We start from the raw sequence: 23,182 nt of genomic DNA on the forward strand, positions 1-23,182 counted from the left end.
CCTACTCGTGCCGGAGGGCGTCGATCGGCCGCAGCGAGGCGGCCCGGTTGGCGGGGTAGCTGCCGAAGAAGAGCCCGATGGCGACGGCGATGCCGAACGCGCCGAGCACCGATTCGGGGATCACCACCGGCTTGATGCCGACGACGCTGAAGTGCGAGCCGACCATCCCGGCCGCCACCCCCAGCCCCGCGCCGATCACCGACAGCAGGGTCGACTCGGTCAGGAACTGCCCGAGGATGACCGCGCGCGGCGCACCGAGCGCCTTGCGGATGCCGATCTCCCGGGTCCGCTCGGTGACCGTCACCAGCATGATGTTGGTGATGCCGATCCCGCCGACGAGCAGCGAGATCGCGGCCACCGCGCCGAGCAGCACCGTGAAGGTCTTCGTCGTGCTCTCCCTCGCCGTGAGCAGGGAGGCCTGGTTGGTGATCCGGAAGTCGGCCTTGGCCGGGTCGGCGATCGCGTGGGTGCCGAGCAGCACCCGGGTGATCTCGGCCTGGGCCGCCGTGGTGGTGTCCGCCGAGGCGGCCTGCACCAGGATCTGGTTGACGGTGCCGAAGCCGGTGAAGGCGTTCTGCACCGTCGGCAGCGGCGCGATCACGACGTCGTCCGGGTCGGTGAAGCCCGTGCCGCCCTTGGCCTGGAGGACGCCGACCACCGTGAACGGCGTGCCGCCGAGGGCGATCTGCCTGCCGACCGGGTCGACGGTGTCGAACAGCTGCTTCGCCGTGGTGGCGCCGAGCACCGCGACCTTGCGCGAGCCGAGCACGTCGTCGTTGGTGAAGTACTCGCCGTGCGCGACCTTCTGGTTGGAGGTCTCGAAGTACGCCGGGTAGGTGCCGACGATGGAGCCCGGGCTGTACGAGACGTTCCCGTACAGCGCCGTCCCGCTGGTCGTGACGACCGGGGCCACCGACTTGATCGCGGCGGCGTCGGCGTCGCCCGCCAGCGCCTTGGCGTCGGCCACCGTCAGCTTCTTCACCGAGGAGGCCGCGCGGGAGCCGCCGGCCGCCGAACCGGCGCTGACGGTGAGCGAGTTGGTGCCGAGCGAGGTGATCGAGTCCTTGACCGCGACCGACGAGCCGTTGCCGACGGCCAGCAGCAGGATCACCGAGGCGACGCCGATCAGCACGCCGAGCATGGTGAGCGCCGAGCGCACCTTGTTGGCGGCCAGGCCGCCGACCGCGAAGCGGAGTGTCTGCCAGAGGATCACGCGGGCACTCCCAGGTCACGAAGGGCGGGGGGCGGCCCCTCGACCGGGGCCTGCCGGATGTCGCTGACGATCTGCCCGTCGACGAGGCGCAGCACCCGCTTGGCGTGCCGGGCGACCTCGTCCTCGTGGGTGATCAGCACGACCGTGCGGCCGGTGGTGTTGAGCCCGTCGATCAGGGCCAGCACCTCCGCCGTGGAGCGGCTGTCGAGGTTGCCGGTCGGCTCGTCGGCGAGCAGCATCGCGGGGGCGGTGACCAGCGCCCGCGCCACCGCGACGCGCTGCTGCTGGCCGCCGGAGAGCTCGTTGGGCTTGTGCCCGGACCGCTCGCCGAGCCCGACCAGGGAGAGCGCGGCCAGCGCCCGGCGGCGCCGCTCGGCGGCCCGGACGCCCGCGTAGGCGAGCGGCAGCTCGACCTGAGCGAGGGCGGTGGTGCGCGGGATCAGGTTGAAGGACTGGAAGACGAAGCCGATCTTGCGGTTGCGCACCAGCGAGAGCTGCTGCTCGTCCAGGTGGCCGACGTCGACGCCGTCCAGCAGGTAGCGGCCGGAGGTCGGGACGTCGAGGCAGCCGAGGATGTTCATCAGGGTGGACTTGCCGGAGCCCGAACTGCCCATCACGGCGACGAAGTCGCCCTGCTCGATGTCCAGGCTGACGCCCTGCGGTTCGCCGGTCTCCGGGTCGTCCGGGCCGCGCAGCGCGTGCACGGTGGCGTCGCCGTGCCCGTACGACTTGGTGAGCCGGCGGATCCGGATCACCGGCACGGGCGTCGCGGGGACGCGCTTGTCGATGACGTGACGCATGCTCAGCCCCGACCGCCCCGGCCGCCACCGGCGCCGCCGCTGCCGGTGCCACCGCCCGGGAAGACCCCGGCCCCGCCGCCGCTGCCGCCCCGGCCGGCCCCGGCACCGGGGAAGGAGCCGTTCGGGAAGCCGTTGGTACCGCTGGTCGTGGGGAGTTCGACCTTGTCGCCCTCCTTCAGCCCGGAGACCACCTGCACCGTGCTGTCGCCCTCGACGCCGACGCCGACGGTGACCCGCTCGGAGCTGCCGTCCTCGTGCAGGACGGTCGCGGTGCGGGAGGTGCCGGTGCCCGACAGGGCGGAGGTCGGCAGCGAGAGCGCGTTGTCGGCCTCGCCGGTGATCACCTGGACGGTGGCGCTGAGGCCGGTGCGCAGCGTGCTGGTGTCGCCGGTCAGCTGCAGCGTGGCCGCGTACTGGACCGCGGAGGAGCCGGCCGCACCGCCCGAGCCGCCGCTGCTGGGCAGCGAACTGACCGACAGGACGGTCGCGTTGAGCTTGGTGTCGGACTGCGCGTTCAGGGTGACGGTGGCCGCCTCGCCCTTCTTCAGCTTGAGCGAGTCCAGCTCGGAGAAGTTCGCGGTGACCTGCATCCCGGTCGGGTTGGTGAGCACGATGAAGCCGCTCGGCGCGGCCGAACCGCTGCTCGCCCCGGACGACTTGCCGGCGGCGGACGTGCCGGCGGCCGAGGAGCCCGAGGCGCCCGCCCCGACGGTGTCGCCGACCTTGGCGGAGACCGAGGCGACCGTCCCGTCCACCGAGGCGGTCAGGGTGGTCCCGGCCAGCGCCGCCTGGGCGTTGGACAGGTTGGTCTGCGCGGTGGCGACCTGCTGCTGGGCCTGGGCCACGGCCGCGTCGTCGACCTTGGTGGTGGTGATGGTGGTGGTCTGCGGGGCGGGCGTACTGCTCCCGCCCGCCCCGCGTCCGGCACCGCCGGAGCCGCCGCTGCCGGCCTCGCCACCGGACCCCCCGGAGGCCGGGGCCGGCAGCGGCGCGGTGGTCGTGGTGGTGACCCCGGCCTGCGCCTTGGTGAGGTTGGCGTTGGCCGTGGTGAGGGCCACCCGGGCCGCGTCCACCTGCTGTTGGGCCGCCGTGGTGTCCACGGTGGCGAGCACCTGGCCCTTCTTCACGGCGTCCCCGACCGCGACCTTGACCGCGGTGAGCCTGCCGCCGGTGGTGAAGTCCTGGGCCGCGTCGGTGGGAGACACCAGGGTGCCGGTTCCGGACACGGTGGCCAGGACGGTCCCCTTGGCGACCGCCGCGGTCCGCGCCGTGGGCTTGGCCGAGGCCGGGCCGGAACTGCCGCTGACCGTGGCGTACACCAGGGCCGTGCCGCCCAGCAGGGCCACACCGAGCGCGGAGTTGACGAGGACGGCACCGCGCCGCCGTGGGAGCACCTTCATGCGGACAGCTTCGCGGGGCGCTCTTGCGGGGCCCTGGGCGCGGGCTGGGAGAAGACTGGACGGCCGGATCCGGGCATCACGGGCAGAACGACCGCCTTGCGCGGCCCGCTTGGCCGCTCCGTGGCCGGGTGTTGGCCGAACTCCCAGCACACTCCCAGCGATCCACAGCCATCCGGGAGCGAACCGAGAACTCGGGCGGCACTCGGGTGAGGTGTCCCGGGAACACCGCAGGGGCGTGCCGACGACCGGCACGCCCCTGCGGCCACGAGCAGCCCGGGAGGATCAGAGCGACTTGCGGAAGGCCTCCGCCACCGCCAGGAAGATCGAGTTGCCCTCGGCCTCCCCGATCGACACCCGCACGCCCTCCGGGAACGGCCGCACGATCACCCCGGCCTCGGCGCAGGCCGCCGCGAACTCCGCCGAGCGCTCGCCGAGCCCCAGCCAGACGAAGTTGGCCTGCGAGTCCGGGATCTCCCAGCCCTGGGCGCGCAGCCCGGCCACCACCCGGGCCCGCTCCTCGACCAGCGCGTCCACCCGCACCAGCAGCGCCTCCTCCGCGCGCAGCGAGGCGACGGCCGCGTCCTGGGCGAGCTGGCTCACGCCGAACGGGACGGAGGTCTTGCGCAGCGCGGCCGCGACCGGCTCGTGCGCGATCGCGAAGCCGACCCGCAGGCCCGCCAGGCCGTACGCCTTGGAGAAGGTGCGCAGCACGCAGACGTTCGGGCGGTCGCGGTAGAGGTCGATGCCGTTGGGCACCTCGGGGTCGCGGATGAACTCGATGTAGGCCTCGTCCACGACCACCAGGACGTCGCCGGGGACGTCGTCCAGGAAGCGCTCCAGCTCGGCGCGGTGGATCACGTTGCCGGTGGGGTTGTTGGGGTTGCAGACGAAGATCAGCCGGGTGTTCGGGGTGATCGCGGCGAGCATCGCGTCCAGGTCGTGGTCGCCGGTCGCGGTGAGCGGAACCGGGACGGGCGTCGCGCCGGCGATCCGGGTGATGATCGGGTACGCCTCGAAGGAGCGCCAGGCGAAGATCACCTCGTCGCCCGGGCCGGCCGTGGCGAGGATCAGCGACTGGGCGATACCGACCGAGCCGGTGCCGGTGGCGATGTGCTCGGCGGGCACGCCGAAGCGCTCGGCCAGCACCGCGGTCAGCTCGGTGACCCCCATGTCGGGGTAGCGGTTGAACGAGCCGGCGGCCTCGACCGCCGCCTCCAGGACGCCGGGCAGCGGGGCGTACGGGTTCTCGTTCGAGGACAGCTTGTAGGCGTCGGCGCCGGCCGGCTTGCCGGGCTTGTAGGTGGGGATGCCGTCCAGGGTCGGCCGCAGGCGCGGGCCCTGCGCTGACGTACCACTGCTCACGGTCGTACTCCGTTTCCAGAAGTTGCACTACGGTCCGGTGCGCCGGCCCGCCACGGACGGGTCCGCCCCCGTGCCCGGGATCTCCCGACGCGCCCGGACCACCCCGGTCGGGTGCCTTGCACGATACCGACCGGCCCTCACTCGTAGGAGTGAGATGCCCGGTCGGATCGGAGGCACAGATCAGCCATTCTGCCCGGTTCCTTTGGCACATGTCAGAGGTAAGAAGCCAGGTTTCGGGCGGGTATCGAAGGGGCGCACCCCGGCTCACTCATGGAGAAACGTATCTCCGGAGGCTTCCGATGCGCCGGTCACAGACCCTTGTCAGGAGCCATACGATCGGTCCGCCATGACAGCAGCAGCCAACCAGAGCGGTCGGCGACCCACCGCCTCACGGCGTCTGGAGCGGGCCGGCATCCGGGACGTGGCGGCAGCCGCCGGAGTGTCGATCACCACCGTCTCCGACGCGCTGAACGGGAAGGGCCGCCTGCCCGACGAGACCCGAAGCCGGGTGCGCGAAGTCGCCGAGCGCCTCGGCTACCGCCCCTCCGCGGCAGCCCGCACCCTGCGCACCGGACGGTCCGGCCTGATCGGGCTGACCGTCACGACCTACGGCGAAGAGCCGTTCACCTTCACCGAGTTCGCCTACTTCGCCGAAATGGCCCGGGCCGCCACCAGCGCCGCCCTCGGCCGCGGCTACGCGCTGGTGGTGCTGCCCGCCTCGTCACGCCACGACGTCTGGGGCAACATCGCCCTGGACGGCACCGTGGTGATCGACCCGCCCGACCAGGACCCGCTGGTCAGCGAGCTGTACCGGTCCGGCGTCCCGGTCGTCAGCGACGGTAAGCCCGGCAACTGCCCGGTCACCGCCTGGGTCGACAACGACCACGAGGCCGCCGTCCTCGGCATCCTCGACCACCTCTCCGAAGCCGGCGCCCGCCGGATCGGCCTGCTCACCGGCACCAGCACCGACACCTACACCCGGCTCTCCACCGAGGCCTACCTCGGCTGGTGCGCCAAGGTCGGCCAGGAACCGGTGTACGAGGCCTACCCGGCGCACGACCCGGCCGCCGGCGCCGTCGCCGCCGACCGGCTGCTCGCCCGCCCGGACCGGCCGGACGCCGTCTACGGACTGTTCGACCCCAACGGCACCGACCTGCTCGCCGCCGCCCGCCGCTACGGCATGCGGGTACCGGACGACCTGCTGCTGGTCTGCTGCAGCGAGAGCGACGTCTACGCCACCACCGAACCGCCGATCACCACGCTCTCCCTCAAACCGCGCAAGATCGGCACCACCGTCGTCAACCTGCTCATCGACGCCATCGAGGGCGTGGACTCCGGCACCGGCGTCGACATCGCACGGCTCTTCCCGCCCCGGTTCCGCACCGCCGGCAACGGCCCGCCGCCGGGCACCCTGATGCCCACCGAACTGATCGTCCGCGCGTCCTCCCAACGCCGGAACCCGCGCACCACCGTCAGCCCTCCCCGCCTCCCGGGAGAGGTCTAGACCGGCGGATGTCCCGTCGGCGCCGGGCCGAGGCCGGCGGGGCGCGGAAGGGGCCCCGGGGAGGCGCCGGAGGGGCACCGACAGGGCGCGGACGAGGGCGCGGACGAGGGCGCCGACCACGGCCGGGCGACCACGAAGGAAGCCCAGCCAGAGCTGACGAGACCATACCCAGCCAGGACAAAACGGACCTTGAGGGACCGCCCGGCTGACGCTCCGGAGGATTGGATGCCCACCAGGTGACGACGGCGGGAGAGTGGTCTTCCTATGATGGGCGAATGACACCCGAGGACCGCTTCCCCGGGCCCGAGCACCCCCACTCGGGCCCCCGCCACCAGCCGGCCCTCGACGTGCTGCCGTACGGCACCTATTACGAACCCGAACCCGCCACCGGCTACCCCGCCGCCTCGTACGACGCCGAGACGTACAGCGGCTACGGCGGCGCCCGCTACCTCGAACAGCACTGGACCACCGACGGCCGGGGCCACACCGTGCACGCCCAGGGCCACACCGGAGGCCACCCCCAGGACCACCCCGGCTACGACGGGCAGGACCACGGCACGTATGACGCGCAGGGTCACGGCGCCCACGAAGGCCAGAACGGCCCGTACGACGGCGCGTACGAAGGCCAGGACGGCGCGTACGAAGGCCAGGACCAGCCGCCCTACGACGACGGCAGCTACGACGACAGCGGCTACGACGACCGCGCCGGCTACGAGCCGACCCTCCCCGACCAGCCCTCCCCGGCCCTCCGACTCACCGGCCGCGACGACCCGCCGACCATCGAACTCGGCCCGCCGCTGCCCGACCCCGCCGCCCCGACCTACCCGTACCCGGCCCCCGGCCCCGGCGAGCCGCCCGGCCCGGTGTACGTCGTCGGCGACGTGCACGGCTACCTGGAAGAACTGCGCGCCGCCCTGCACCACCAGGGCCTGATCGACGCCGACGGCCACTGGTCGGCCGGCCGCGCCCGGATCTGGTTCCTCGGCGACTTCACCGACCGCGGCCCCGACGGCATCGGCGTCATCGACCTCGTCATGCAGCTCGCCGCCGAGGCCGCCGCGGCCGGCGGCTACTGCCGCGCCCTGATGGGCAATCACGAACTGCTCTTCCTCGGCGCCGCCAGGTACGGCGACGAGCCGGTCCAGTCCACCGCCGGCACCGCCTCCTTCCTGGCCGCCTGGCGGCTCAACGGCGGCCAGCAGAACGACCTGGACCGCCTGGAGGCGCACCACATCAGCTGGCTCTCCCGGCTCCCCGCCGTCGCGCTGGAGGACGACCACCTGCTGCTGCACTCCGACACCACCGCGTACCTGGAGTACGGCGAATCCATCCCCGACGTCAACGACGCCGTGCACAGCCTGCTGGCCGACGGCAGCGTGGACGAGTGGTGGGACTGCTTCCGCCGCTTCACCAAGCGCTTCGCCTTCCGCGGCGACGCCGGGCCGACGGCCGTCCACGAGCTGCTGGACACCTACGGCGGCCGCCGGATCGTGCACGGGCACAGCCCCATCCCGTACCTCACCGGCGCGGTCCACGCGGACGACGGCCAGCCCCCGCACATCCCCGGACCGTACGTGTACGCGGACGACCTCGCGGTGGCGATGGACGGCGGCGTGACCATGGAAGGCCGGCTGCTGGTCGCCCGGCTGCCCATCAACTGACGGCCGCTACCGAACAGTTGTTCCCGGCGCCCGGGCCGCCGCACGCGCGCGGCCCGGGGCGCGAAATTCCGGAAACCGACTGTCAGCCCGGGCACACCCGCCCCTACCATGAGGCACACCACACCCGGCCGCCCGTCCGGCGGCCCGCCTCCGCGCCCGTTTCGGCGTCCTGAGGGCCCCGCGCCCCCGGGGCGGAGCGAACCGGGGTCCGCACGAACGGGGTCCCCATGACCAACCCCCCGCCACTGCTCGCCGAGGACCGCCCGGAGTACGAGCGCCTCCTCGCCGAAGCCCTGCGCGACCGCACCGTCCTCACCGCCCTGCGCGCCCGCGGCGCGCTCACCACCGACCAACTCCGCATCCGCGCCCTGCGCGACGCCGACGGCGTCAACGCCCCGGCCGCCGCCGAGTACGCGCACTACACCCGGCTCCGCGAGGGCCTGCGCACCACTCCCCCGCCACCGCCCGGCGCCGAACCCACCGCACCCGGCCTGCTCACCCAGCTGCGCTCCGCGAACGGCGGCGCCGGACTCCTCCCCGTCCTCACCGTCCTCACCCCCATCCTGGCCTGGGCCGCCGCCCTGTTCCTGCTCCTCGTCGGCTACCTGCTGCGCGCCACCGCCCCGGACCTCGCCCTCGCCCGCTCCCTCGTCACCGCCGGCTGGGTGGCACTCGCCGCCGGCGTCGTCGCCATGGCCATCGGCATCGTCGGACTCCTCCTCACCGCCCTCCGCGACGGCACCGCCGCCGCCCCGGCCGGCACCGACCCGGAACTCGCCGCCGAACTCGCCGCCGCCCGCGCCGCATGGCGCACCGCCCTCCGCGAACGCGGCCTCCTCCCCTACCTGCACGCCGCGCTCCCGCCCGTGGGCGGCTCGGGGAGCGACACCGGGGGCGGCTCGGGAGGCCGCACCGGCGGCGACCCGGACTCCTCCGAGGCCCCCGATCCCGGCGAGGGCCCCGATGCCGGTCGAGGCCCCGACTTCAGCAGTCCCGGCTACACCTCCCCCGCCTTCACCAGCCCCGGTCCGGACGGCCTGACCGACACCGAAGGCCGCGCCTCCCGCCCCGCCGCCTTCACCGGCCCCGACTTCACCGGCCCGGGCTACACCCCGCCCGCCTTCACCGGCCCGGACGACGTCGGCTGAGCCGGCCGCCGCCGAACTCCCCCCGGCCGCCGGCCCAGACCGGATCCGCCGCCCCGCCAGGCTGGACGCACAAGAGGACACCACCCTGGGGGAGCCACCAATGAGCACCGGACGGACCCGACCACCGCACTCCGCAACGACCCGCAGCGGACCGGTGGCCCTCCTGGTCACCGCCCTCCTGGCCGCCCTGCTCGGCCTGCTCCCCGGCGCGGGGCCCGCGAGCGCCGCGCCCGGTGCTGTCGGTGCGGCTGGCGCGGTCGGTGCGCCCGGTGCGCCCGGTGCGACCAGTGCGGCCGACCCGGTCGGCACCGAGGTCGCGTTCACGGGCGCCGGCGGCACGGTCCTCCACGGCCAGGTGCTGGCGCCGCCCGCCGCAGCGGCAACGGCAGCACCCGGCGGTCGCGGCCCCGGGCTGGTCATGGTCGCCGGAGCCGGTCCCGGCCCGATGAGCGGCCTCCGGGCCGCGGCCGAGGCGTACGCGCGGCACGGCATCACCACGCTGATCTACGACAAGCGCACCGACGGCTACTCGCAGACCCGGCGCGACTACGGGCAGCTCGCCGACGACGCCCTGGCCGCCGTCCGCCTGCTCCGCGCGCGGCCGGACGTCGCACCGGACCGGGTCGGCCTGTGGGGCCTCTCCGAAGGCGCCTGGGTGGTCTCGCTCGCCGCCACCCGCTCCACCGACGTGGCGTACCTGGTCACCGCCGGCGCGGCCGGGCTCACCCCGTCCCGCCAGCAGGCCTGGGCGTACGGCGGCTACCTGCGCCACGCCGGCGTCTCCGGCTCGCTGCTCACCGCCCTCCAGGACACCTCGGTCCGCCAACTCGCCGCCGCCGGACTGTTCGCCGAAGCCGACTACGACCCGGTGCCGGTGTGGGAACGCGTCCACCAGCCCGTCCTGGCCGAGTGGGGCACGCTCGACCGCGAGGCGGCCCCCGAGGAGAGCGCGCCGATCATCCGCCAGGCGCTCGACCGAGCCGGCAACACCCACTACACGGTCCGGACCATCCCCGGCATCCGGCACAACCTGCACCTGACCCACGACGACGGGTACGACCGGCTCGACCAACTGCCCAGCGACTACGCCGAGTACGAGGCCGCCTGGATCCAGCGGCTCGCCACCGCCCTGCCGCCGGTGTCCGTCGACCCGGCGCCGCACCAGGACGGCGCGAGCCGCCCGCTCGCCGCGCTCCCCTGGTACGAGTCCAGCCCGCTCCAGGCCCACGCCCTCGCCCTCTTCCTGGTCGGCTTCGCCGGCTACGCGCTGACCGGCGCCGTCCGCCGGATCCGCCGCCGCCCCCGCCCCACCGGCCTGCCCCGAGCCGCCGGTTGGGCGTCCGCGACCGGCACCGCCGCCGTCCTCGGCGGCCTCGGCTACCTCCTCTACCTGGCCGCCACCGCCGCCATGTTCCCCGGCCCCGTGCTGTTCGGCCGCCCGGTGGTCTGGCTGACCGTGCAACTTCTCGCCGTGGTCACCGCCGGGTCGGCCGCCGTCGCCGCCGGCACCGCGCTGCGCAACCGGACCGCCCTCGCCGCCGCCTCCCGCACCGACCGGGCCCGACTGGGCGCACTGCTGCTGGCCGGTGCGGTGTTCGTGCCCTGGGCGCTGTCCTGGGGGCTCCTGCTGCCCTGATGACGGATCGGAGGACGCCCGGCTCCCCCGCCCGGGGGAGCCGGTTCGCCCCGGGTGAGGACGCCCCCGGCCCGGCGTTCCGGGACCGTCGAAGCAACGGCGGACGGACGGCGTCCGCCCAGGCCGAGAGGCACCCCCATGGGCGCACGGACGATGGCGGAACGACTGCACGGCACACCCGCTCCGGGCGTACCGCGCTGGGCCGTCCGGACCGCGTACGCGATCACCCTGGTCGTCCTGCCCTCCTGCCTCTGGCGGATCGGCGGCTTCATCGTCGGCCTGCCGCTGCTCGACCACAGCCCCACACCCCCGGCCCCGAGCTCCTTCGACGGCGGCTGGGCCTACATCCTCGCCCTCAGCGTGGTCAGCGAGGCCCTGGCCTTCCTCTGCTTCGGCCTGGTCGCCCGCTGGGGCGAGGTGTGGCCGCGCCGGATCCCCGTCCTCGGCGGCCGCCCGGTCCCGGTGCTCGCCGCCGTCGTCCCGGCCGGGCTGGGCTCGGCGGTCCTGATGGTCTTCCCCTACGCGATGGTGATGTTCTCCTTCGGCCTGACCATCCGGGGCGACCGGGGCGGCGTCATCACCCACGGCTGGCAGACCCTGGTGTTCTGGATCAGCTACCTCCCGCTGGCCGCCTGGGGCCCGCTCCTCGCCGCGCTCACCGTGCACTACTACCGCCGGCGCCGCGCCGCTTGAACCGCATCCGGGGGTCCTCCGTTGATGACCGGCGCCGCAGAGAGGAGGGTGGACCCGTCACCAGCGGTCACACCGGAGCGGAGCCGATCCCCATGCGCGTAGTAGCCCTCGACCACCTGGTCCTCAACGTCGCGGACATCGAACGTTCCCTGGCCTTCTACGCCGGCCTCCTCGGCCTGGAGCCGGTCCGCGTCGACGAGTGGCGCGCCGGCCAGGCGCCGTTCCCGTCCGTCCGCATCACCGCCGAGACCATCATCGACCTGGTCAGCCGCCCCCGGCACGAGTCCAACGTCGACCACATCTGCCTCACCGTGGAACCCCTCGACTGGCAGGAGGTCATCGACGCGGGCACCTTCACCGTCCTCGAAGGCCCTGGCCCCCGCTACGGCGCCCGCGGCACCGCGACGTCCGTCTACGTCAGCGACCCGGACGGCAACACCGTCGAACTCCGGTGGTACCCCGAGGACGCCACCGGAGATCACAGCACCTCAGTCGTGTGACTCGGGTCAGTCCGCCAGCGGGAGGTGGACCCGGTTGCCCTGGGCCGCGAAGACCTCGATCTCGCACTTCGCCGCGCCGCTGCGCTTGATCCTCGCATCACTGGTGACCAGCGGTGCGCCGAGGGCTTCCGCCGGGGTGACGTACTGGGCGTCGTGGGCGCTGAGGTTGGCGTGCAGTCTCTTCACTCTGTCCCAGAACGGCAGCGTCTCCCGTTTGATGACGGGAAGCATCGGTATGCGTCGACCGCCTTCTCCGCTTCCTTCTCGGTCAGCTTGCCGCCACGTTGCATGCCGAGGAGGGCCGACTGGATCTCGTAGTCCAGGAGGGTCGAGAGCCTAGACGTCCCCCGCCTCGGCCACACGGCTCCGGACGTGCTCTCCGTCGGAGCTGTGGGCCGTGAGGACGAGGATGCGGCGGCGCTGTTCAAGCAGCGAGCCCTCCCCGGCATCCGGAGAGGGCTCGCCCGTGGCACAGGAGCGTCAGTCGGCGAGCGGAAGGTAGACCCGGTTGCCCTGGGCCGCGAACTCGGCCGACTTCTCGGCCATGCCGGCCACCGCCTCGGCGTCGAACTCGGTGTCAACGGCCGTCGAGCCGTCGCCGTGCTCCTCGCGGATCTTCTGCGAGATCTTCATCGAGCAGAACTTGAACAAAGGCATGATGGGCTGATCTACTGCCTGAAGTTCTTGCACCAAGGAGGGGGTCCGACCATGGGAACGCGTGACGAGCTGATCGGCAAGCTCAGGGGGACGCCGGCGGATCTCCCGTCGGTCGCCGAGGTCCGGGCGATGCTGGAAGCCAACCCCACCTTGAAGTGCGTGGTCTGCTATGCGCGCATCTCGTTCGACGGTCGGGTGAAGGACGCCCACGGTGTCGAAGACCAGCACCGGAACCTCGGCGAGAAGGCCCACTCGTTCGGGTGGCTGGTGGTCTACCGCTACACGGACAACGACAAGAGCGCCAGCAAGGAGAACGTCGTCCGCGACGACTTCGAGCAGCTGGTTGCGGACCTCGCTGCCGGGCAGACGCCCGAGGGCTACCCCATCCACGGCGTCATGGCGGACAACGACGACCGGCTGTACCGGCGTCCCGGCGACTGGGAGCGGTACCTCCGGGCGTTCACCGCCCACGAAGGCCGGGTGTACTGGGATTCCAACGGCGTGCAGGACCTCTACGCCGAGGGTTTCGAGATCAAGGGACTCGTCGGCGTCGCGATGTCGCTCGCGGAGACACGGAAGAAGCAGCGGCGTTCACGCAACAGCCACCGCAACCGGGCCGTACGTGGCCAGTCCGTCTCGGCATGGCGCCCGTTCGGTTGGGACGACGACAAGATCACGCTGCGGGAGGTGGAAGCGGCTGCCATCCGGAAGGCCGTGAAGGACGTGATCGCTGGCGCGTCCATCTCCGAGATCACCCGGCAGTGGAAGGACGCGGGACACCTTACCGCCCGGGGCAACCTCTTCCAGTACCAGAGCGTCAAGCAGGTGCTGCTGAACGCCCGGCTCTGCGGATACCGGGAGATCAAGGACGAGTTGGTCCGTGACGGTGACGATCAACCAGTGGTCGGCGAGTGGGCGGCGATCATCACACCGAAGGAGTGGTTCGCCGTGGTCGCGGCCATCCGGTCTCGTGGGACCGGCGGTCAGCCCGGTGGGAAGCTCGTCCACAAGTACCTGCTGACCAACATCCTCCGCTGCGGCAATACGCTGGAGGACGGCACGAAGTGCAACCACCCGATGAAGGGCCAGAAGGCCAACGAGTGGGTCACCTACGAGCACGGGTACTTCTGCAAGAAGACCGTGGACGGCGGCTGCAACGGCACGTACAAGCGCGGGGACGAGACCGACAAGCACATCGCCAAGCTCGTCCTGGCGAAGTTGAAGGCCGATGCTGCAGCGGCGGTCAAGGACGTACCGGACTGGGGCCGTGAGAACGAGTTGGAGGCCGCGCTAGGTCGACGCGCCGCCCTCGAACAGCGTTGGAACGCTGGCGAGATCGATGACGAGCAGTTCTTCCGAAACCTCCCGGCGGTGGACAAGTCCATCAAGGAGTTGCGGGCCGATCAGACGAAGAACATCGCGGCGAAGGCCGCCGCCGAGGAGGCGACGGCCGACGTCGAAAAGGAATGGAAGTCGAAGACCATCAGGCAAAAGCGGGAGCTGATCAAGAAGGCTCTGCACGCGGTCATCGCGTTGCCTGGCGGTATGGGCAACAAGCCCTTCGATGTGGAACAGCTCATCCCGGTGTGGAAGTCCGCCGAGTCAGCTGCACTCCCAGGATGATGCCCATCTCCTGAAGCTGGTCGTTCGAGAAGCGCGGGGCAGTCGCCAAGTGCTTCTCGATCCAGCGGTCAACAGCCTCATCGGGGCAAAGCCGGGAGGACGGGAGCGAGCAGTCTGCCGTGGGTGTCACCGCATGTCCCCCTCTCGCTTGAGGCGGAGGGCCGCGGCACGGTTGTCGCGGACGGTTTGGGCGAGGAGTTCTTCGCCGGGGCTGTAGCCGGTGGCGAGGAATCGCCAGTCGGATAGGACGAGGGTGGTGGCCGGGTCGAGAGGCGGGCGACCCTCACGGATTCGTGCTTGTTCGGCTTGCCAGGTGCGGCGGGTGCCGCGCAGGTGGCCCAGGGTGGTGGAGTAGCGGCGGGACTTGGTGGAGAAGTGGCCCCGGAAGCCGAGCATGTGTGCCCACTTGGGCATCTTGAGGTCGGCGAAGTCGGGTGATCGGGTGCCGAGGTCCCAGCAGGTGCGAATCATCTGGCGGATGTGGCCGGCGACCCGGAGATCGGCGATCGGTTCGGCGAGCCCGGTTCCCTCGCAGACACCGAGGCGTAGACCGTACAGGTCACGGCCGATGGCTGATCGCCGTTCGTCCGGGCTCCCCGCCGCTCGATGATCCGGGGCGAACGGAACCCGTCAAGCCCGCGCCGCTCACCACCGTCACCAGGTGCAGGCCCGTACGCACGGCCTTGACCGAACCCGCCCGCCCCTAATCTCGGCAGCTATCGGGGCGCCCAGCCGAAGTGGTTGCTGCCGCGTCGTCCTGAGAGATAGCTCGGTCTCGCCGTTGCCACCTATCCAGCATTGCAAGGGACGGCGACACGACTCCGGACACCTCCAGTACTGAGAGGTGCCCAACCAAGATCAGAACAACACTGGCCGCCAACGCCGTGCCGTACATGATTGCCAGCACGACCTGCTTCTGCTCAGAGTCAGACACGTTGTACTCCTGTAGATATGACCGGGCTACTTCTGGGTGGCGCGCCTCAGCACGGGGTGACTGCCACAGGCAAGTGCGGGGTGACGAGGCCCCACTCAGCTACAAGAAGCGTCTGACGCCCTGAGGGGCAGCGACCACATCGAGACGGAACGAGACAGATAAGAATCCGGCCAAGGGCCTGACCTGGCGCGCAGTCAGATGACAGACTCGATCAGGAGACACCTAGAGACACTTGGATGGCTGCATGTCGGAGCGCCGTGGGCATCGTGGGATCAACATGCCCACCATCTACGAGGTCCCGCCGAGCGGGCACCGGAACCTCCTCATCGCGCTGCATCAGCTCTACGAGGCCGCCGGACGCCCTGGCATTCGCACCATTGCCGATGGAATTAATCGAAGTGACGACCTCCCCACGGCCATTCACCATCAGGCAGTAGCAAAGATTCTCAATGGGAAGTCATTTCCTTCCCTGCATCAAGCAAGATCCCTTAGCCTCTGGCTGGCTGGCCGATTTGCACATGACAACAAGGGAGCCGCAGGCAAGGAGGCATCCACATCAAGAATCATTCAGCTATGGAAACTTTCCGACGACCGGGGAGTATCGACACCCGACACTGTGATCGATTCTATTCCTGCTGACGTCTCGCCTGCCGCATCGAACCACAGGGACAACATCAAGGACCAAGAGCGAGATCTAAATACGGCCAGCCTTGAGTACTTTGATCGATCTGCCGAGCGCAGAGCTCTAGCAGAGATGATCAACTCCAGGGATGAAGCGGCGGACATGGTCGAGGTTACCAATTCGAAGGATTTCTACTTCCCGGAGCACGCAGCAATCTTTGAGGCCGTTGCCACGCTTAGCCGGCAGGGCCCATTCTCGCTGGATGATCTGACGGATCATCTCATGGAGCCTGGGGAGTGGCTGGATTCCCTTGGCGGGCGTGGCTACCTTCAAGAGCTGGCTTCGCTGGCTCAAGGCCATGGAAGCGGCGAACACTATGCGGAACTTGTTCACGGCCTGGCAGTCGCAAGGCGGATAACCGATGTAGGAAATCGGATTAATGAACTAGTCCGAGCAGCGGTTGCCTCGGGGCATGTTGATGCTGCGGCCCTTACGGGAGCAGTCGAGGCCGAACTCGTTTCGGCCGTCAGCCATGACTCATCCGAGTTCGATCTGGACTCCAAAACGATCATCGAAGACACTCTCAATATGATCGAGTACGCTGGGGCTCAATCGCGTTCTTCAAGCGTTACGACAGGCTTTTCCCAGCTTGACCAAATCCTGAGCGGCGGATTTAGGACTGACTCCCTGACGGTCATAGCAGCCGCGGCAGAGATGGGAAAAACGACCCTGGCTCTGAACTTCATCCGTACTGCGGCGATCCATCATGGGGTGCCGAGTGCCCTGTTCACCACCGAGGCCGACAGCACTGAAATAATGTCTAGGATTTTCTCAGCTGAAGGTCGGGTGCCCGCGACGCAGATCCTCTCGGGTGAGATGACAAATGATTTCTGGACCAGAATCGCGCAGCGTATGCCCGATCTGGCTGAAGCTCCGCTCTACATAAGGGACGCTCCAACCTTCACGGTCTCAGAAATTATCCGGAAGTGCCGAAGGCTTCATCGCATGCACGGGATTCGTCTAATTGTCATCGACGACATTCAGCGGATTGCGACGGAAGGGCCCGGGGGGCGGCGGGACCGAGATGCCGATCTTCAGGAAGTTGCGCGTCAGCTCTCGGTCCTTGCGAAGGAGCTGCAGGCCGCAGTCGTTGCCACAGCCGACATGGGACGCTTCGCCGAGCATCGCACAGCCCTCCGGCCGGATATCTTCGATCTCGATCAGGCGATCGAGAGAAACTCTGGCGCAGTTATCCTACTGCATCGCGAAGATGCCTATGAGATACTTTCACCCCGGGCGGGAGAAGCCGACCTGATCGTGGCGAAAAATCGAATTGGCCACAAGGGAACGGCAACTGTTGCTTTCCAGGCCCACTACTCACGGTTCGTCGAGATGATGCCCCCCTCATAATGTGCCGGCCGACAGCGATCAGCTGCCGGCCCGAACATCCATCTCGCCGCTAAACTATTCCTCGGCGCCCCTAATAAGTACTCAAGTTATTACCTCGGCACAAGTGGGCTTGGGAGGTGCCACACCGGTCAGCTCCCTCGCACGTGCTGCGAGCAATGGCGCCAACTCGGGGTAGTAGCCGCGTGCGACGGCTTGCAGCATCTCGGCCAGGGCGACGAGTTCACCAATTCGGCCGGCGGGGGTGTCGAGCACCTCGGCGAAATCGGACCGGACGCGCGTGGCAACCATGGGGACGAGGAGGCTGTTCACGTGCAGGATGCCCGGGTCGTAGCCGACAGGCAGCAGACCCCAGCGCTCCCAGTCGAGGATGTTCAGCGGCGCGGTCAGGTTGCCCCAGTGCAGGTCACCGTGACCGGTGACGCGCTCGATCTTCTCGGGCGCGGGGATGCCGAGGAACTGAGGGATTGCCTTCTCGATCCAGCTGTCCCGCACGGTGGTGCGCTCGCCCTGGGCCTGCCCGAGGCTGCTGATGGCGCGGCGCAGGGTGCTCCACCATTCGTCGGGCAAGTCAGGGTTGTGGTCCAGGTCGGGGCGGTGGGGCGAGATGACCGGATGGGTCACAAAGTCGAGGAGGTCGGCCCCGTAGCCGAACCCGTCGGTGACCCAGTCAAGGGAGTCGTGCAGCCTGGGGCGGGGCACGTCGTCGGACACCAGCGCTTCGGCGCCGATGATGCCCTCACCAGCGGGCCGGGCCCCTTCTGTCCTCTTGGTCGAGAACACGCGCAACCACCGGTCTCCCGCCTGACGGCTCAGGGTGAGGCCCTGGACTCCCCAGACCGGGGCGCCCTCGCATTGCACCCGCAACCGATAGGCCGCTTCCCGGAGCGCGGCCTCCATCCGCAGTTTGATCGCTTCATCCGGTGGCGAGTACATCCATCACCTTTCCGAGTCGGTCCAAGTCCACTGGTTCGGCCAGCGCCTGGGCAGCATCGTCCCAGTGCTGCGCGCTGCTGGCAGAGAGCAGGACCACGTCCAGGCCGGGGCACGAGGCCGCTACCAGCAGCGCGGCGGCCGGGGCCGACAGGCCGGGGCGGATCAACTCCACCAGTTCGGGTGTCATCAGCTCAGGGAGCTCACCGCCGTGCAGCGGCGCCGAGCCGAAGGTGGTTACCCCAAGGTGCCGGGTTTCCACGAGCGGCCCATCGCCCTTGAGCCCCTGGACGATCGGGTCGGCCATCACCAGGCTCACCGGCAGTTGCAGCGCGGTGAAGTGGTGCGACTCCGAGCCGGCCGCCTGTCCCGCGAGGCGTTCGAGCTCCGGCACCGTGAACGCACCCGACTCCAGGCCCGACCAGGTGGCGACTCCGTATCCGCCGATCTGGCCGGCCTGGGCGAAGTCCTCCAGGACAGCGAACGCTTCCCGCAGCTCACCATGGAGCTGGGAACGATCGCGTCCCCGGACGGCATGCTCGGGGTTGTGCACGAAGACCAGGCTGGCACGGCCCAGCACGCTCAACGACTGTTCGGTCTGCCAGCGGACGAACGTGGGGGCGAGGCAGTGCCCGATGGCCGCCTGTTCGCGGTTGAGGACCCCGGCGGCGACGGCGGCGCGGCCCTGTTCGGCTGTGTGGAACCCGGTCTTGGTACTGACTCCGGCCTGTGGATGCGCTGCCAGAACGGGCGCCAACTCCCGATGCGCTTGGCCGTGGGCGTAGTTGGGGGCGGTGTCCACCCACGCTGCCACGGAGGCGAGGGCGGTGCGCGCCGCCTGTTCGACGGCGCGCACCCGGTACGTTCCCAACGCCAGGACGGCGGTCACAGCGTCACTCCCACCACAGCGGCTGCCTGGCCCTCGATCAGGACAGACAGTAGCGATGCCACATCCTTGACTTCCAGGTCGGCTGTTGCGGCCAGCGAGCCGAGCGTGACTGGCTGCCCGGTCAGGAGGACCCGTAGCAGTGGGCCGGCCTGACCGGCGAAGTCCCACTCGGTCCCCGCCGCCGAGAGCGTCACCGTGCCCTCAGCACCGTTCTCAGTCAGCCGTGCTCGAGGAGCGGTCAGGCGCACCGACACCTCCGGGCGGTCGGGCAGGCCGTTGACATAGGGCAGCGAGGGCACCGCGCGGCCGAAGTGGGTGGTGTCCACCGACTCCGCCCACCGGCTGACCAAGTCCGGATCCGCCAGTTCGAGCGCCATCACCTCACGCAGTTCCCGGATGAACGCCGCCTGCTCACGCGGCGAACCGAAACGCGGCACGTCCAGGCGCAGCGCGAGGCGGGAACGCAGCTCATCCACGACCCAGTTCAGCAACTCGGCTCCCGTGTGTGTGACCAGACCGAAGGTCAGGTGAAGCGACTCGGTTCCCTGGTCCGCGCTGACCGCGTGCCACCAGCCGCGCGGCAGGTACAGCACGTCTCCGGCGGTCAGCACCAGGTCCGCGACCGGCTCACCCTGCGGTTCCTCCGGGGCTTCCACATCCCGGAAGGTCGGCGCGGTCCGGGTGGTCCCGTAGAGCTTCCAGCGTTTCGACCCGTACATCTGGACCACCACCACGTCGTGGTCGTCCCAGTGCGTTCCGAAGCCCTCCCGCTCGGTCCACGAGGCGTAGGCGTTGACCTGCACGAGCGTGCCGAGGAAGCGTTCCAGGCCCTCAGCTGCGGAGCCGATCGGCGGGTGCATCGTGTCGATGGAGTCCACGACGAGCGAGGCGCCCTTGGCCAACTGGGCGTGCAACTCGGCCGGCAGAGTCCGGTGCCAGGTCACAGCCCGCCGGTTTGTCATCGGCACGGTGTACCGAGCATGGGGCACCGCCTCGCCGTCCAGCGAGAGACGAAGCCGCGGGGGCTCCAACCTCTGCGTGGCGAGGAGGGTGTTCAGGTCGTCCCAGGACAGCAGACCGGCGACATCGGCGGCCGTGCCCGGGAAGACGGCGTAGGAGCGGTGGAGCGTCTGGGCGAGGAACGAATCCCCGCCCAGACGCACCGCCCACGAAGCAGCATCAAGCATCGTGGGCGTCCGACTCAGGTGTCGTTCTGGTCGGAACGGCCGCCGGTGTTGTCGGACGGCTGCTCGGCACGGGTCCGAGCGGCGGCGATCTTCCTGGCAGCAACCAGGAGACCACCGTCAGCGGCCGGAGCCGCCGGGGGGTCCTGCACCATGTGCTTCTTCCCTTCTACTGGGGGAACTCCCACCGGGAATCCGGCGGGAAGACTTGGGCAGCGCCAGCCGGCCGTGGGGCGCGTGGCGGCTGGCGCCGTGGTCCACCTGGCCCGATTCCCCAAGGGGCCAGGTGGAGACTGGGAGAAGGTCAGGCCGATTCCGGCAGGACGGGCACCCGGGCCTGCGCGACGCCGACGAGCACGGCGAGCCGCCCGGTTCCGGTCACCAACTGATCAGCCGCGCACTCGAACCACACGACCTTGCCGGAACCTTCGGGGTACCAACCCCATGAGTGCGCGAGGCCTTCGACCAAGGCCAGACCCCGGCCACCCGTGGTCCTGTCAGCGGCGGTAGCGGGGTCGGGTGGGCGGAGGCTGCTGTCCGCGACCTCTACGCGCAGACGCTCACCGGTCCAGCGGACGGTGACGCGGAAGCGGGCGCCGGTGTGCTCGACGGCGTTGGTGAGCACCTCACTGGCGCACAGCTCGACATCCCGCAGCGCGTCAGCAGACAGCGGTACGCCCCACTGTTGCGCAATCACCTTGATCAGTCGGCGCGTTGACGGGACAGTGGCCAACTCGGGCTTAACGTCCCACGTCTGCGGCGTCGGCAGCGCGGCAGTGATGACCGGGCTCATCAGCACGGACCGCCCTCCGTTTCGGTCTTTTCCCCGGGCTTGCCCCGGAGGACTCTCAGGATTGCCGGGCGGGCAGTTCCGAAATAAGGCCATGGCGATTACCCATCGTGGGTAAACTCGCGGTCAGTTATGCCAAGTGACACCGAGTGATCATCTCTGCGAGTGCTGGGGGTACCGGACATGACTGAATCCAGACTGTCATCCGGGCTGCCGAGTCGGCTGCTGGCCGATCCCGAAATGGTCGCGGCGTGTGCGGCACGCGACTTCACCACGATCTTCCGGTTGGCCAAGGCCAAAGGCGGCTATCACGCGTCCAGGATCTCGCGAGCCTGCGAGTTGACGCCCAGTCGTGTCGGTGAGGTCATGACGGGCCGCAGGGAGATCACCAACATGACCGTCATCGAGCGGATCGCGCAGGGGCTCCGCATCCCGGGCCACATGGTCGGCCTTGCCCCGCAGGCCTGGGAGCGTCCGAAGTCCGAGGTGCATCCGATGGCGGCCCTGTCCGGTCGGCCGGACACTCCGTTCGCGGGCAGCGTGCTTCCGAGCCCCGGACTGGACGACATCCTCGCCATAGCAGCCAGTACCAGGGTCACGCCGACGGTGCTCCGCTCGCTACAGGCATCCATCGAGGACTACTGGCGACGCGATGACGAGCACGGCGGGGAAGCCCTCCGCCCCGCCGTCATGGGCCAACTTCGCTACGTCCTGGGCGTCCTGCGCGACACAGCCGATCCCAACTACCAGCGCAGCCTGCACGGCATCGCGGCCGAACTCGCACGCCTCACCGGCTGGACCTACTTCGACGCCAGGCAGTACAGCACCGCTCGGAGCTACTTCACCGAGGCCCTCCGTCTAGCACGATCGATCGAAGACCGCCCGTTCATCGCCAATGTGCTCTCCTGCCTTAGCCTCCAGGCCACCTACGAGGACAAGGCGAGCGAAGCGATCACACTGGCCAGAGCCGCGCAGGACAGCGCGCGGCTCGACGGCGGCACCCCAAGGTTGATGGCGATGCTGGCCATGCGGGAAGCCTTCGGCCACGCCAGCGCTCACGACCAGGAGGCCACTCACCAGGCCATCGAGGACGCGCGCTGGCATTTCGACCGCATTGACCAGACCGACGACGATCCGACGTGGGTCCAGTACTTCGACCAGACGAAGCTCACCGTCGACACCGGTATCGCGCTCGGCCAACTCGGCGATGCGGCAGCAGCCGAACCCCTCATCGAGGAAGCTCTACGCAGCGAGTCGCCCGCCAATCAGCGCGGTCGGGCCTTCCACTCGTTCTGGCTGGCTCGCACCCAACTTCAGCGCCTCCAGGTCGAATTAGCGTGCACCACTGCCGGGAACGCCCTTGTCCTCGCGTTCGAGGTGGCATCCCCGCGAGTGCTCGCCCACCTCCAGGACTTCCGCCAGTCGTTGACGCCCTACCGGTCCGCGCAGCCAGTTGCTGAGCTGTCGGCCCGCATTCGGGAGCTGACTGCCTGACTACTACAGCCCAGCCTCATCAAGTAGCAGGTACAGCACGCCGACCAGCGAGCCGCTGCTGACGATCTCCCGGCGGTCGATCATGCCGCGCAGTTCAGACAGCGGGATCCACTCGATCCGGTCGGACTCGTTGCGCTCACTCGGCGGCCCGGTGTGCTCGATCGCGTCGGCCCGGAAGACGAAGTGCTCCGAGTCGGTGATGCCGTTGGCCGGCTGGGCATAGATCAGCGGTTTGACCTCTCCAACCGTCCAGCCGGTCTCCTCCAGCACCTCACGCTCCGCGGCTTCCTCCGGACTCTCGTTCGCCTCGATCAGCCCCATGGGTAGTTCCCAGGCCCACGAGTCGGTGATGAACCGGTGCCGCCACATCATCAGCACCTGCTTCCGGTCATTCACCACCGCGGCTACCGCCAAGTGCCGCAGCTTGAGCACGTGGTGCTCCCAGCGGTGCCCATCCGGCTGTTCGACGTCGACCAGCCACACGTTCACCCAAGGGTTCTCGTAGATCGGACGTTCCCCGTGGATCTTCCACTGCATCGCTGCGGCCCCTCTCGACGGACCATCAGCATCTCAGACCCGAGCCGCCGGGCCGACGGATTCGATCGAATTCGCGTCACCCTGACGAATATCAGCTCGGCTAGATGACTGATGCCAAGGGGTTCAGTGGTCGTACGCGGTCAGCGAGCGCATGACGGGCTGGCCAGTGTGGTCGTTGTGCCAGATCGCGGCGGT

At 69.9% G+C, this 23,182-nt stretch carries 22 protein-coding genes; 9 read left to right on the forward strand and 13 right to left on the reverse strand.

Annotated elements, in window-relative coordinates; translation table 11 throughout:
- Window position 1 precedes the first annotated feature (1 nt).
- The 4 genes from AC0B61_RS25955 to hisC form a co-directional block, all read right to left on the reverse strand.
- Complete coding sequence (locus AC0B61_RS25955; RefSeq protein WP_471743156.1) at window positions 2-1,213, reverse strand: ABC transporter permease; 1,212 nt, start codon at window positions 1,211-1,213, stop codon at window positions 2-4.
- Entirely contained in the window at window positions 1,210-2,013 is an 804-nt protein-coding gene (locus AC0B61_RS25960; protein ID WP_471743157.1) for an ABC transporter ATP-binding protein, read from the reverse strand. The genes AC0B61_RS25955 and AC0B61_RS25960 overlap by 4 nt, the downstream gene beginning before the upstream one ends.
- A 2-nt stretch (window positions 2,014-2,015) precedes the next feature.
- A complete protein-coding gene (locus tag AC0B61_RS25965; RefSeq protein WP_471743158.1) occupies window positions 2,016-3,413 on the reverse strand; it encodes an efflux RND transporter periplasmic adaptor subunit in 1,398 nt (465 codons plus the stop codon).
- Between the two features lie 282 nt (window positions 3,414-3,695).
- Window positions 3,696-4,775 carry a histidinol-phosphate transaminase gene (hisC, locus tag AC0B61_RS25970; RefSeq protein ID WP_471743159.1) on the reverse strand — a complete coding sequence of 360 codons (1,080 nt, stop codon included), beginning with the start codon at window positions 4,773-4,775 and terminating at the stop codon, window positions 3,696-3,698.
- 346 nt (window positions 4,776-5,121) lie between these two features.
- Between hisC and AC0B61_RS25975 the strand changes: the two genes are divergently transcribed.
- The 6 genes from AC0B61_RS25975 to AC0B61_RS26000 all read left to right on the forward strand — a co-directional run bounded on the left by AC0B61_RS25975 (window position 5,122) and on the right by AC0B61_RS26000 (window position 11,917).
- On the forward strand, window positions 5,122-6,279 hold the full coding sequence (locus AC0B61_RS25975; protein ID WP_471743160.1) for a LacI family DNA-binding transcriptional regulator: 1,158 nt from the start codon (window positions 5,122-5,124) through the stop codon (window positions 6,277-6,279).
- 275 nt (window positions 6,280-6,554) lie between these two features.
- On the forward strand, window positions 6,555-7,940 hold the full coding sequence (locus tag AC0B61_RS25980) for a metallophosphoesterase (RefSeq protein ID WP_471743161.1): 1,386 nt from the start codon (window positions 6,555-6,557) through the stop codon (window positions 7,938-7,940).
- Window positions 7,941-8,167: 227 nt separating this feature from the next.
- Complete coding sequence (locus AC0B61_RS25985) at window positions 8,168-9,088, forward strand: hypothetical protein (protein ID WP_471743162.1); 921 nt, start codon at window positions 8,168-8,170, stop codon at window positions 9,086-9,088.
- 100 nt (window positions 9,089-9,188) lie between these two features.
- The gene (locus AC0B61_RS25990) at window positions 9,189-10,724 is read left to right on the forward strand and encodes an alpha/beta hydrolase family protein (protein WP_471743163.1); all 1,536 of its coding nucleotides are present in this window, start codon (window positions 9,189-9,191) and stop codon (window positions 10,722-10,724) included.
- Window positions 10,725-10,862: 138 nt separating this feature from the next.
- The gene (locus AC0B61_RS25995; RefSeq protein WP_471743164.1) at window positions 10,863-11,417 is read left to right on the forward strand and encodes a hypothetical protein; all 555 of its coding nucleotides are present in this window, start codon (window positions 10,863-10,865) and stop codon (window positions 11,415-11,417) included.
- Window positions 11,418-11,509: 92 nt separating this feature from the next.
- A complete protein-coding gene (locus tag AC0B61_RS26000) occupies window positions 11,510-11,917 on the forward strand; it encodes a VOC family protein (RefSeq protein ID WP_471743165.1) in 408 nt (135 codons plus the stop codon).
- A gap of 6 nt (window positions 11,918-11,923) precedes the next feature.
- On the opposite strand, the gene AC0B61_RS26005 is transcribed toward AC0B61_RS26000, so the two are convergent.
- Both AC0B61_RS26005 and AC0B61_RS26010 read right to left on the reverse strand, forming a co-directional pair.
- A complete protein-coding gene (locus AC0B61_RS26005; protein WP_471743166.1) occupies window positions 11,924-12,103 on the reverse strand; it encodes a hypothetical protein in 180 nt (59 codons plus the stop codon).
- 294 nt (window positions 12,104-12,397) lie between these two features.
- The gene (locus tag AC0B61_RS26010; protein ID WP_471743178.1) at window positions 12,398-12,574 is read right to left on the reverse strand and encodes a hypothetical protein; all 177 of its coding nucleotides are present in this window, start codon (window positions 12,572-12,574) and stop codon (window positions 12,398-12,400) included.
- A gap of 129 nt (window positions 12,575-12,703) precedes the next feature.
- On the opposite strand from AC0B61_RS26010, the gene AC0B61_RS26015 reads away from it, so the two are divergent.
- Window positions 12,704-14,197: a recombinase family protein gene (locus AC0B61_RS26015; protein WP_471743167.1), complete on the forward strand. Its 1,494-nt coding sequence runs from the start codon at window positions 12,704-12,706 to the stop codon at window positions 14,195-14,197.
- A gap of 126 nt (window positions 14,198-14,323) precedes the next feature.
- Here the strand turns inward: AC0B61_RS26015 and AC0B61_RS26020 are convergent, their stop codons facing one another.
- Window positions 14,324-14,767 carry a replication initiator gene (locus AC0B61_RS26020; RefSeq protein WP_471743176.1) on the reverse strand — a complete coding sequence of 148 codons (444 nt, stop codon included), beginning with the start codon at window positions 14,765-14,767 and terminating at the stop codon, window positions 14,324-14,326.
- A gap of 641 nt (window positions 14,768-15,408) precedes the next feature.
- Between AC0B61_RS26020 and AC0B61_RS26025 the strand changes: the two genes are divergently transcribed.
- Window positions 15,409-17,163 (forward strand): replicative DNA helicase, encoded by a 1,755-nt coding sequence (locus AC0B61_RS26025; RefSeq protein WP_471743168.1) that lies wholly within the window; start codon window positions 15,409-15,411, stop codon window positions 17,161-17,163.
- Window positions 17,164-17,244: 81 nt separating this feature from the next.
- Here the strand turns inward: AC0B61_RS26025 and AC0B61_RS26030 are convergent, their stop codons facing one another.
- The 5 genes from AC0B61_RS26030 to AC0B61_RS26050 all read right to left on the reverse strand — a co-directional run bounded on the left by AC0B61_RS26030 (window position 17,245) and on the right by AC0B61_RS26050 (window position 20,959).
- Window positions 17,245-18,096 carry a hypothetical protein gene (locus AC0B61_RS26030; protein WP_471743169.1) on the reverse strand — a complete coding sequence of 284 codons (852 nt, stop codon included), beginning with the start codon at window positions 18,094-18,096 and terminating at the stop codon, window positions 17,245-17,247.
- On the reverse strand, window positions 18,077-18,982 hold the full coding sequence (locus AC0B61_RS26035) for an aldo/keto reductase (protein ID WP_471743170.1): 906 nt from the start codon (window positions 18,980-18,982) through the stop codon (window positions 18,077-18,079). The genes AC0B61_RS26030 and AC0B61_RS26035 overlap by 20 nt, the downstream gene beginning before the upstream one ends.
- Window positions 18,979-20,169: a cupin domain-containing protein gene (locus AC0B61_RS26040; protein WP_471743171.1), complete on the reverse strand. Its 1,191-nt coding sequence runs from the start codon at window positions 20,167-20,169 to the stop codon at window positions 18,979-18,981. Before AC0B61_RS26040 ends, AC0B61_RS26035 begins: the two co-directional genes overlap by 4 nt.
- A gap of 14 nt (window positions 20,170-20,183) precedes the next feature.
- Window positions 20,184-20,321: a hypothetical protein gene (locus tag AC0B61_RS26045; RefSeq protein ID WP_471743172.1), complete on the reverse strand. Its 138-nt coding sequence runs from the start codon at window positions 20,319-20,321 to the stop codon at window positions 20,184-20,186.
- Between the two features lie 149 nt (window positions 20,322-20,470).
- On the reverse strand, window positions 20,471-20,959 hold the full coding sequence (locus tag AC0B61_RS26050; protein ID WP_471743177.1) for an ATP-binding protein: 489 nt from the start codon (window positions 20,957-20,959) through the stop codon (window positions 20,471-20,473).
- Between the two features lie 180 nt (window positions 20,960-21,139).
- On the opposite strand from AC0B61_RS26050, the gene AC0B61_RS26055 reads away from it, so the two are divergent.
- On the forward strand, window positions 21,140-22,450 hold the full coding sequence (locus tag AC0B61_RS26055; protein ID WP_471743173.1) for a hypothetical protein: 1,311 nt from the start codon (window positions 21,140-21,142) through the stop codon (window positions 22,448-22,450).
- 3 nt (window positions 22,451-22,453) lie between these two features.
- On the opposite strand, the gene AC0B61_RS26060 is transcribed toward AC0B61_RS26055, so the two are convergent.
- Complete coding sequence (locus AC0B61_RS26060; protein WP_471743174.1) at window positions 22,454-22,987, reverse strand: NUDIX hydrolase; 534 nt, start codon at window positions 22,985-22,987, stop codon at window positions 22,454-22,456.
- Window positions 22,988-23,182: the final 195 nt, after the last annotated feature.

It is taken from the genome of Kitasatospora sp. NPDC023385 (genome assembly GCF_055664045.1).

Coding starts and splice junctions, on each gene's coding strand:
- AC0B61_RS25960 (WP_471743157.1), bottom strand. CDS start 2,013: ATGCGTCACGTCATCGACAAGCGCGTCCCCGCGACGCCCGTGCCGGTG.
- AC0B61_RS25965 (WP_471743158.1), bottom strand. CDS start 3,413: ATGAAGGTGCTCCCACGGCGGCGCGGTGCCGTCCTCGTCAACTCCGCG.
- AC0B61_RS25975 (WP_471743160.1), top strand. CDS start 5,122: ATGACAGCAGCAGCCAACCAGAGCGGTCGGCGACCCACCGCCTCACGG.
- AC0B61_RS25980 (WP_471743161.1), top strand. CDS start 6,555: ATGACACCCGAGGACCGCTTCCCCGGGCCCGAGCACCCCCACTCGGGC.
- AC0B61_RS25985 (WP_471743162.1), top strand. CDS start 8,168: ATGACCAACCCCCCGCCACTGCTCGCCGAGGACCGCCCGGAGTACGAG.
- AC0B61_RS25990 (WP_471743163.1), top strand. CDS start 9,189: ATGAGCACCGGACGGACCCGACCACCGCACTCCGCAACGACCCGCAGC.
- AC0B61_RS25995 (WP_471743164.1), top strand. CDS start 10,863: ATGGGCGCACGGACGATGGCGGAACGACTGCACGGCACACCCGCTCCG.
- AC0B61_RS26000 (WP_471743165.1), top strand. CDS start 11,510: ATGCGCGTAGTAGCCCTCGACCACCTGGTCCTCAACGTCGCGGACATC.
- AC0B61_RS26010 (WP_471743178.1), bottom strand. CDS start 12,574: ATGCCTTTGTTCAAGTTCTGCTCGATGAAGATCTCGCAGAAGATCCGC.
- AC0B61_RS26015 (WP_471743167.1), top strand. CDS start 12,704: ATGCTGGAAGCCAACCCCACCTTGAAGTGCGTGGTCTGCTATGCGCGC.
- AC0B61_RS26025 (WP_471743168.1), top strand. CDS start 15,409: ATGCCCACCATCTACGAGGTCCCGCCGAGCGGGCACCGGAACCTCCTC.
- AC0B61_RS26030 (WP_471743169.1), bottom strand. CDS start 18,096: ATGTACTCGCCACCGGATGAAGCGATCAAACTGCGGATGGAGGCCGCG.
- AC0B61_RS26040 (WP_471743171.1), bottom strand. CDS start 20,169: ATGCTTGATGCTGCTTCGTGGGCGGTGCGTCTGGGCGGGGATTCGTTC.
- AC0B61_RS26045 (WP_471743172.1), bottom strand. CDS start 20,321: ATGGTGCAGGACCCCCCGGCGGCTCCGGCCGCTGACGGTGGTCTCCTG.
- AC0B61_RS26050 (WP_471743177.1), bottom strand. CDS start 20,959: ATGAGCCCGGTCATCACTGCCGCGCTGCCGACGCCGCAGACGTGGGAC.
- AC0B61_RS26055 (WP_471743173.1), top strand. CDS start 21,140: ATGACTGAATCCAGACTGTCATCCGGGCTGCCGAGTCGGCTGCTGGCC.
- AC0B61_RS26060 (WP_471743174.1), bottom strand. CDS start 22,987: ATGCAGTGGAAGATCCACGGGGAACGTCCGATCTACGAGAACCCTTGG.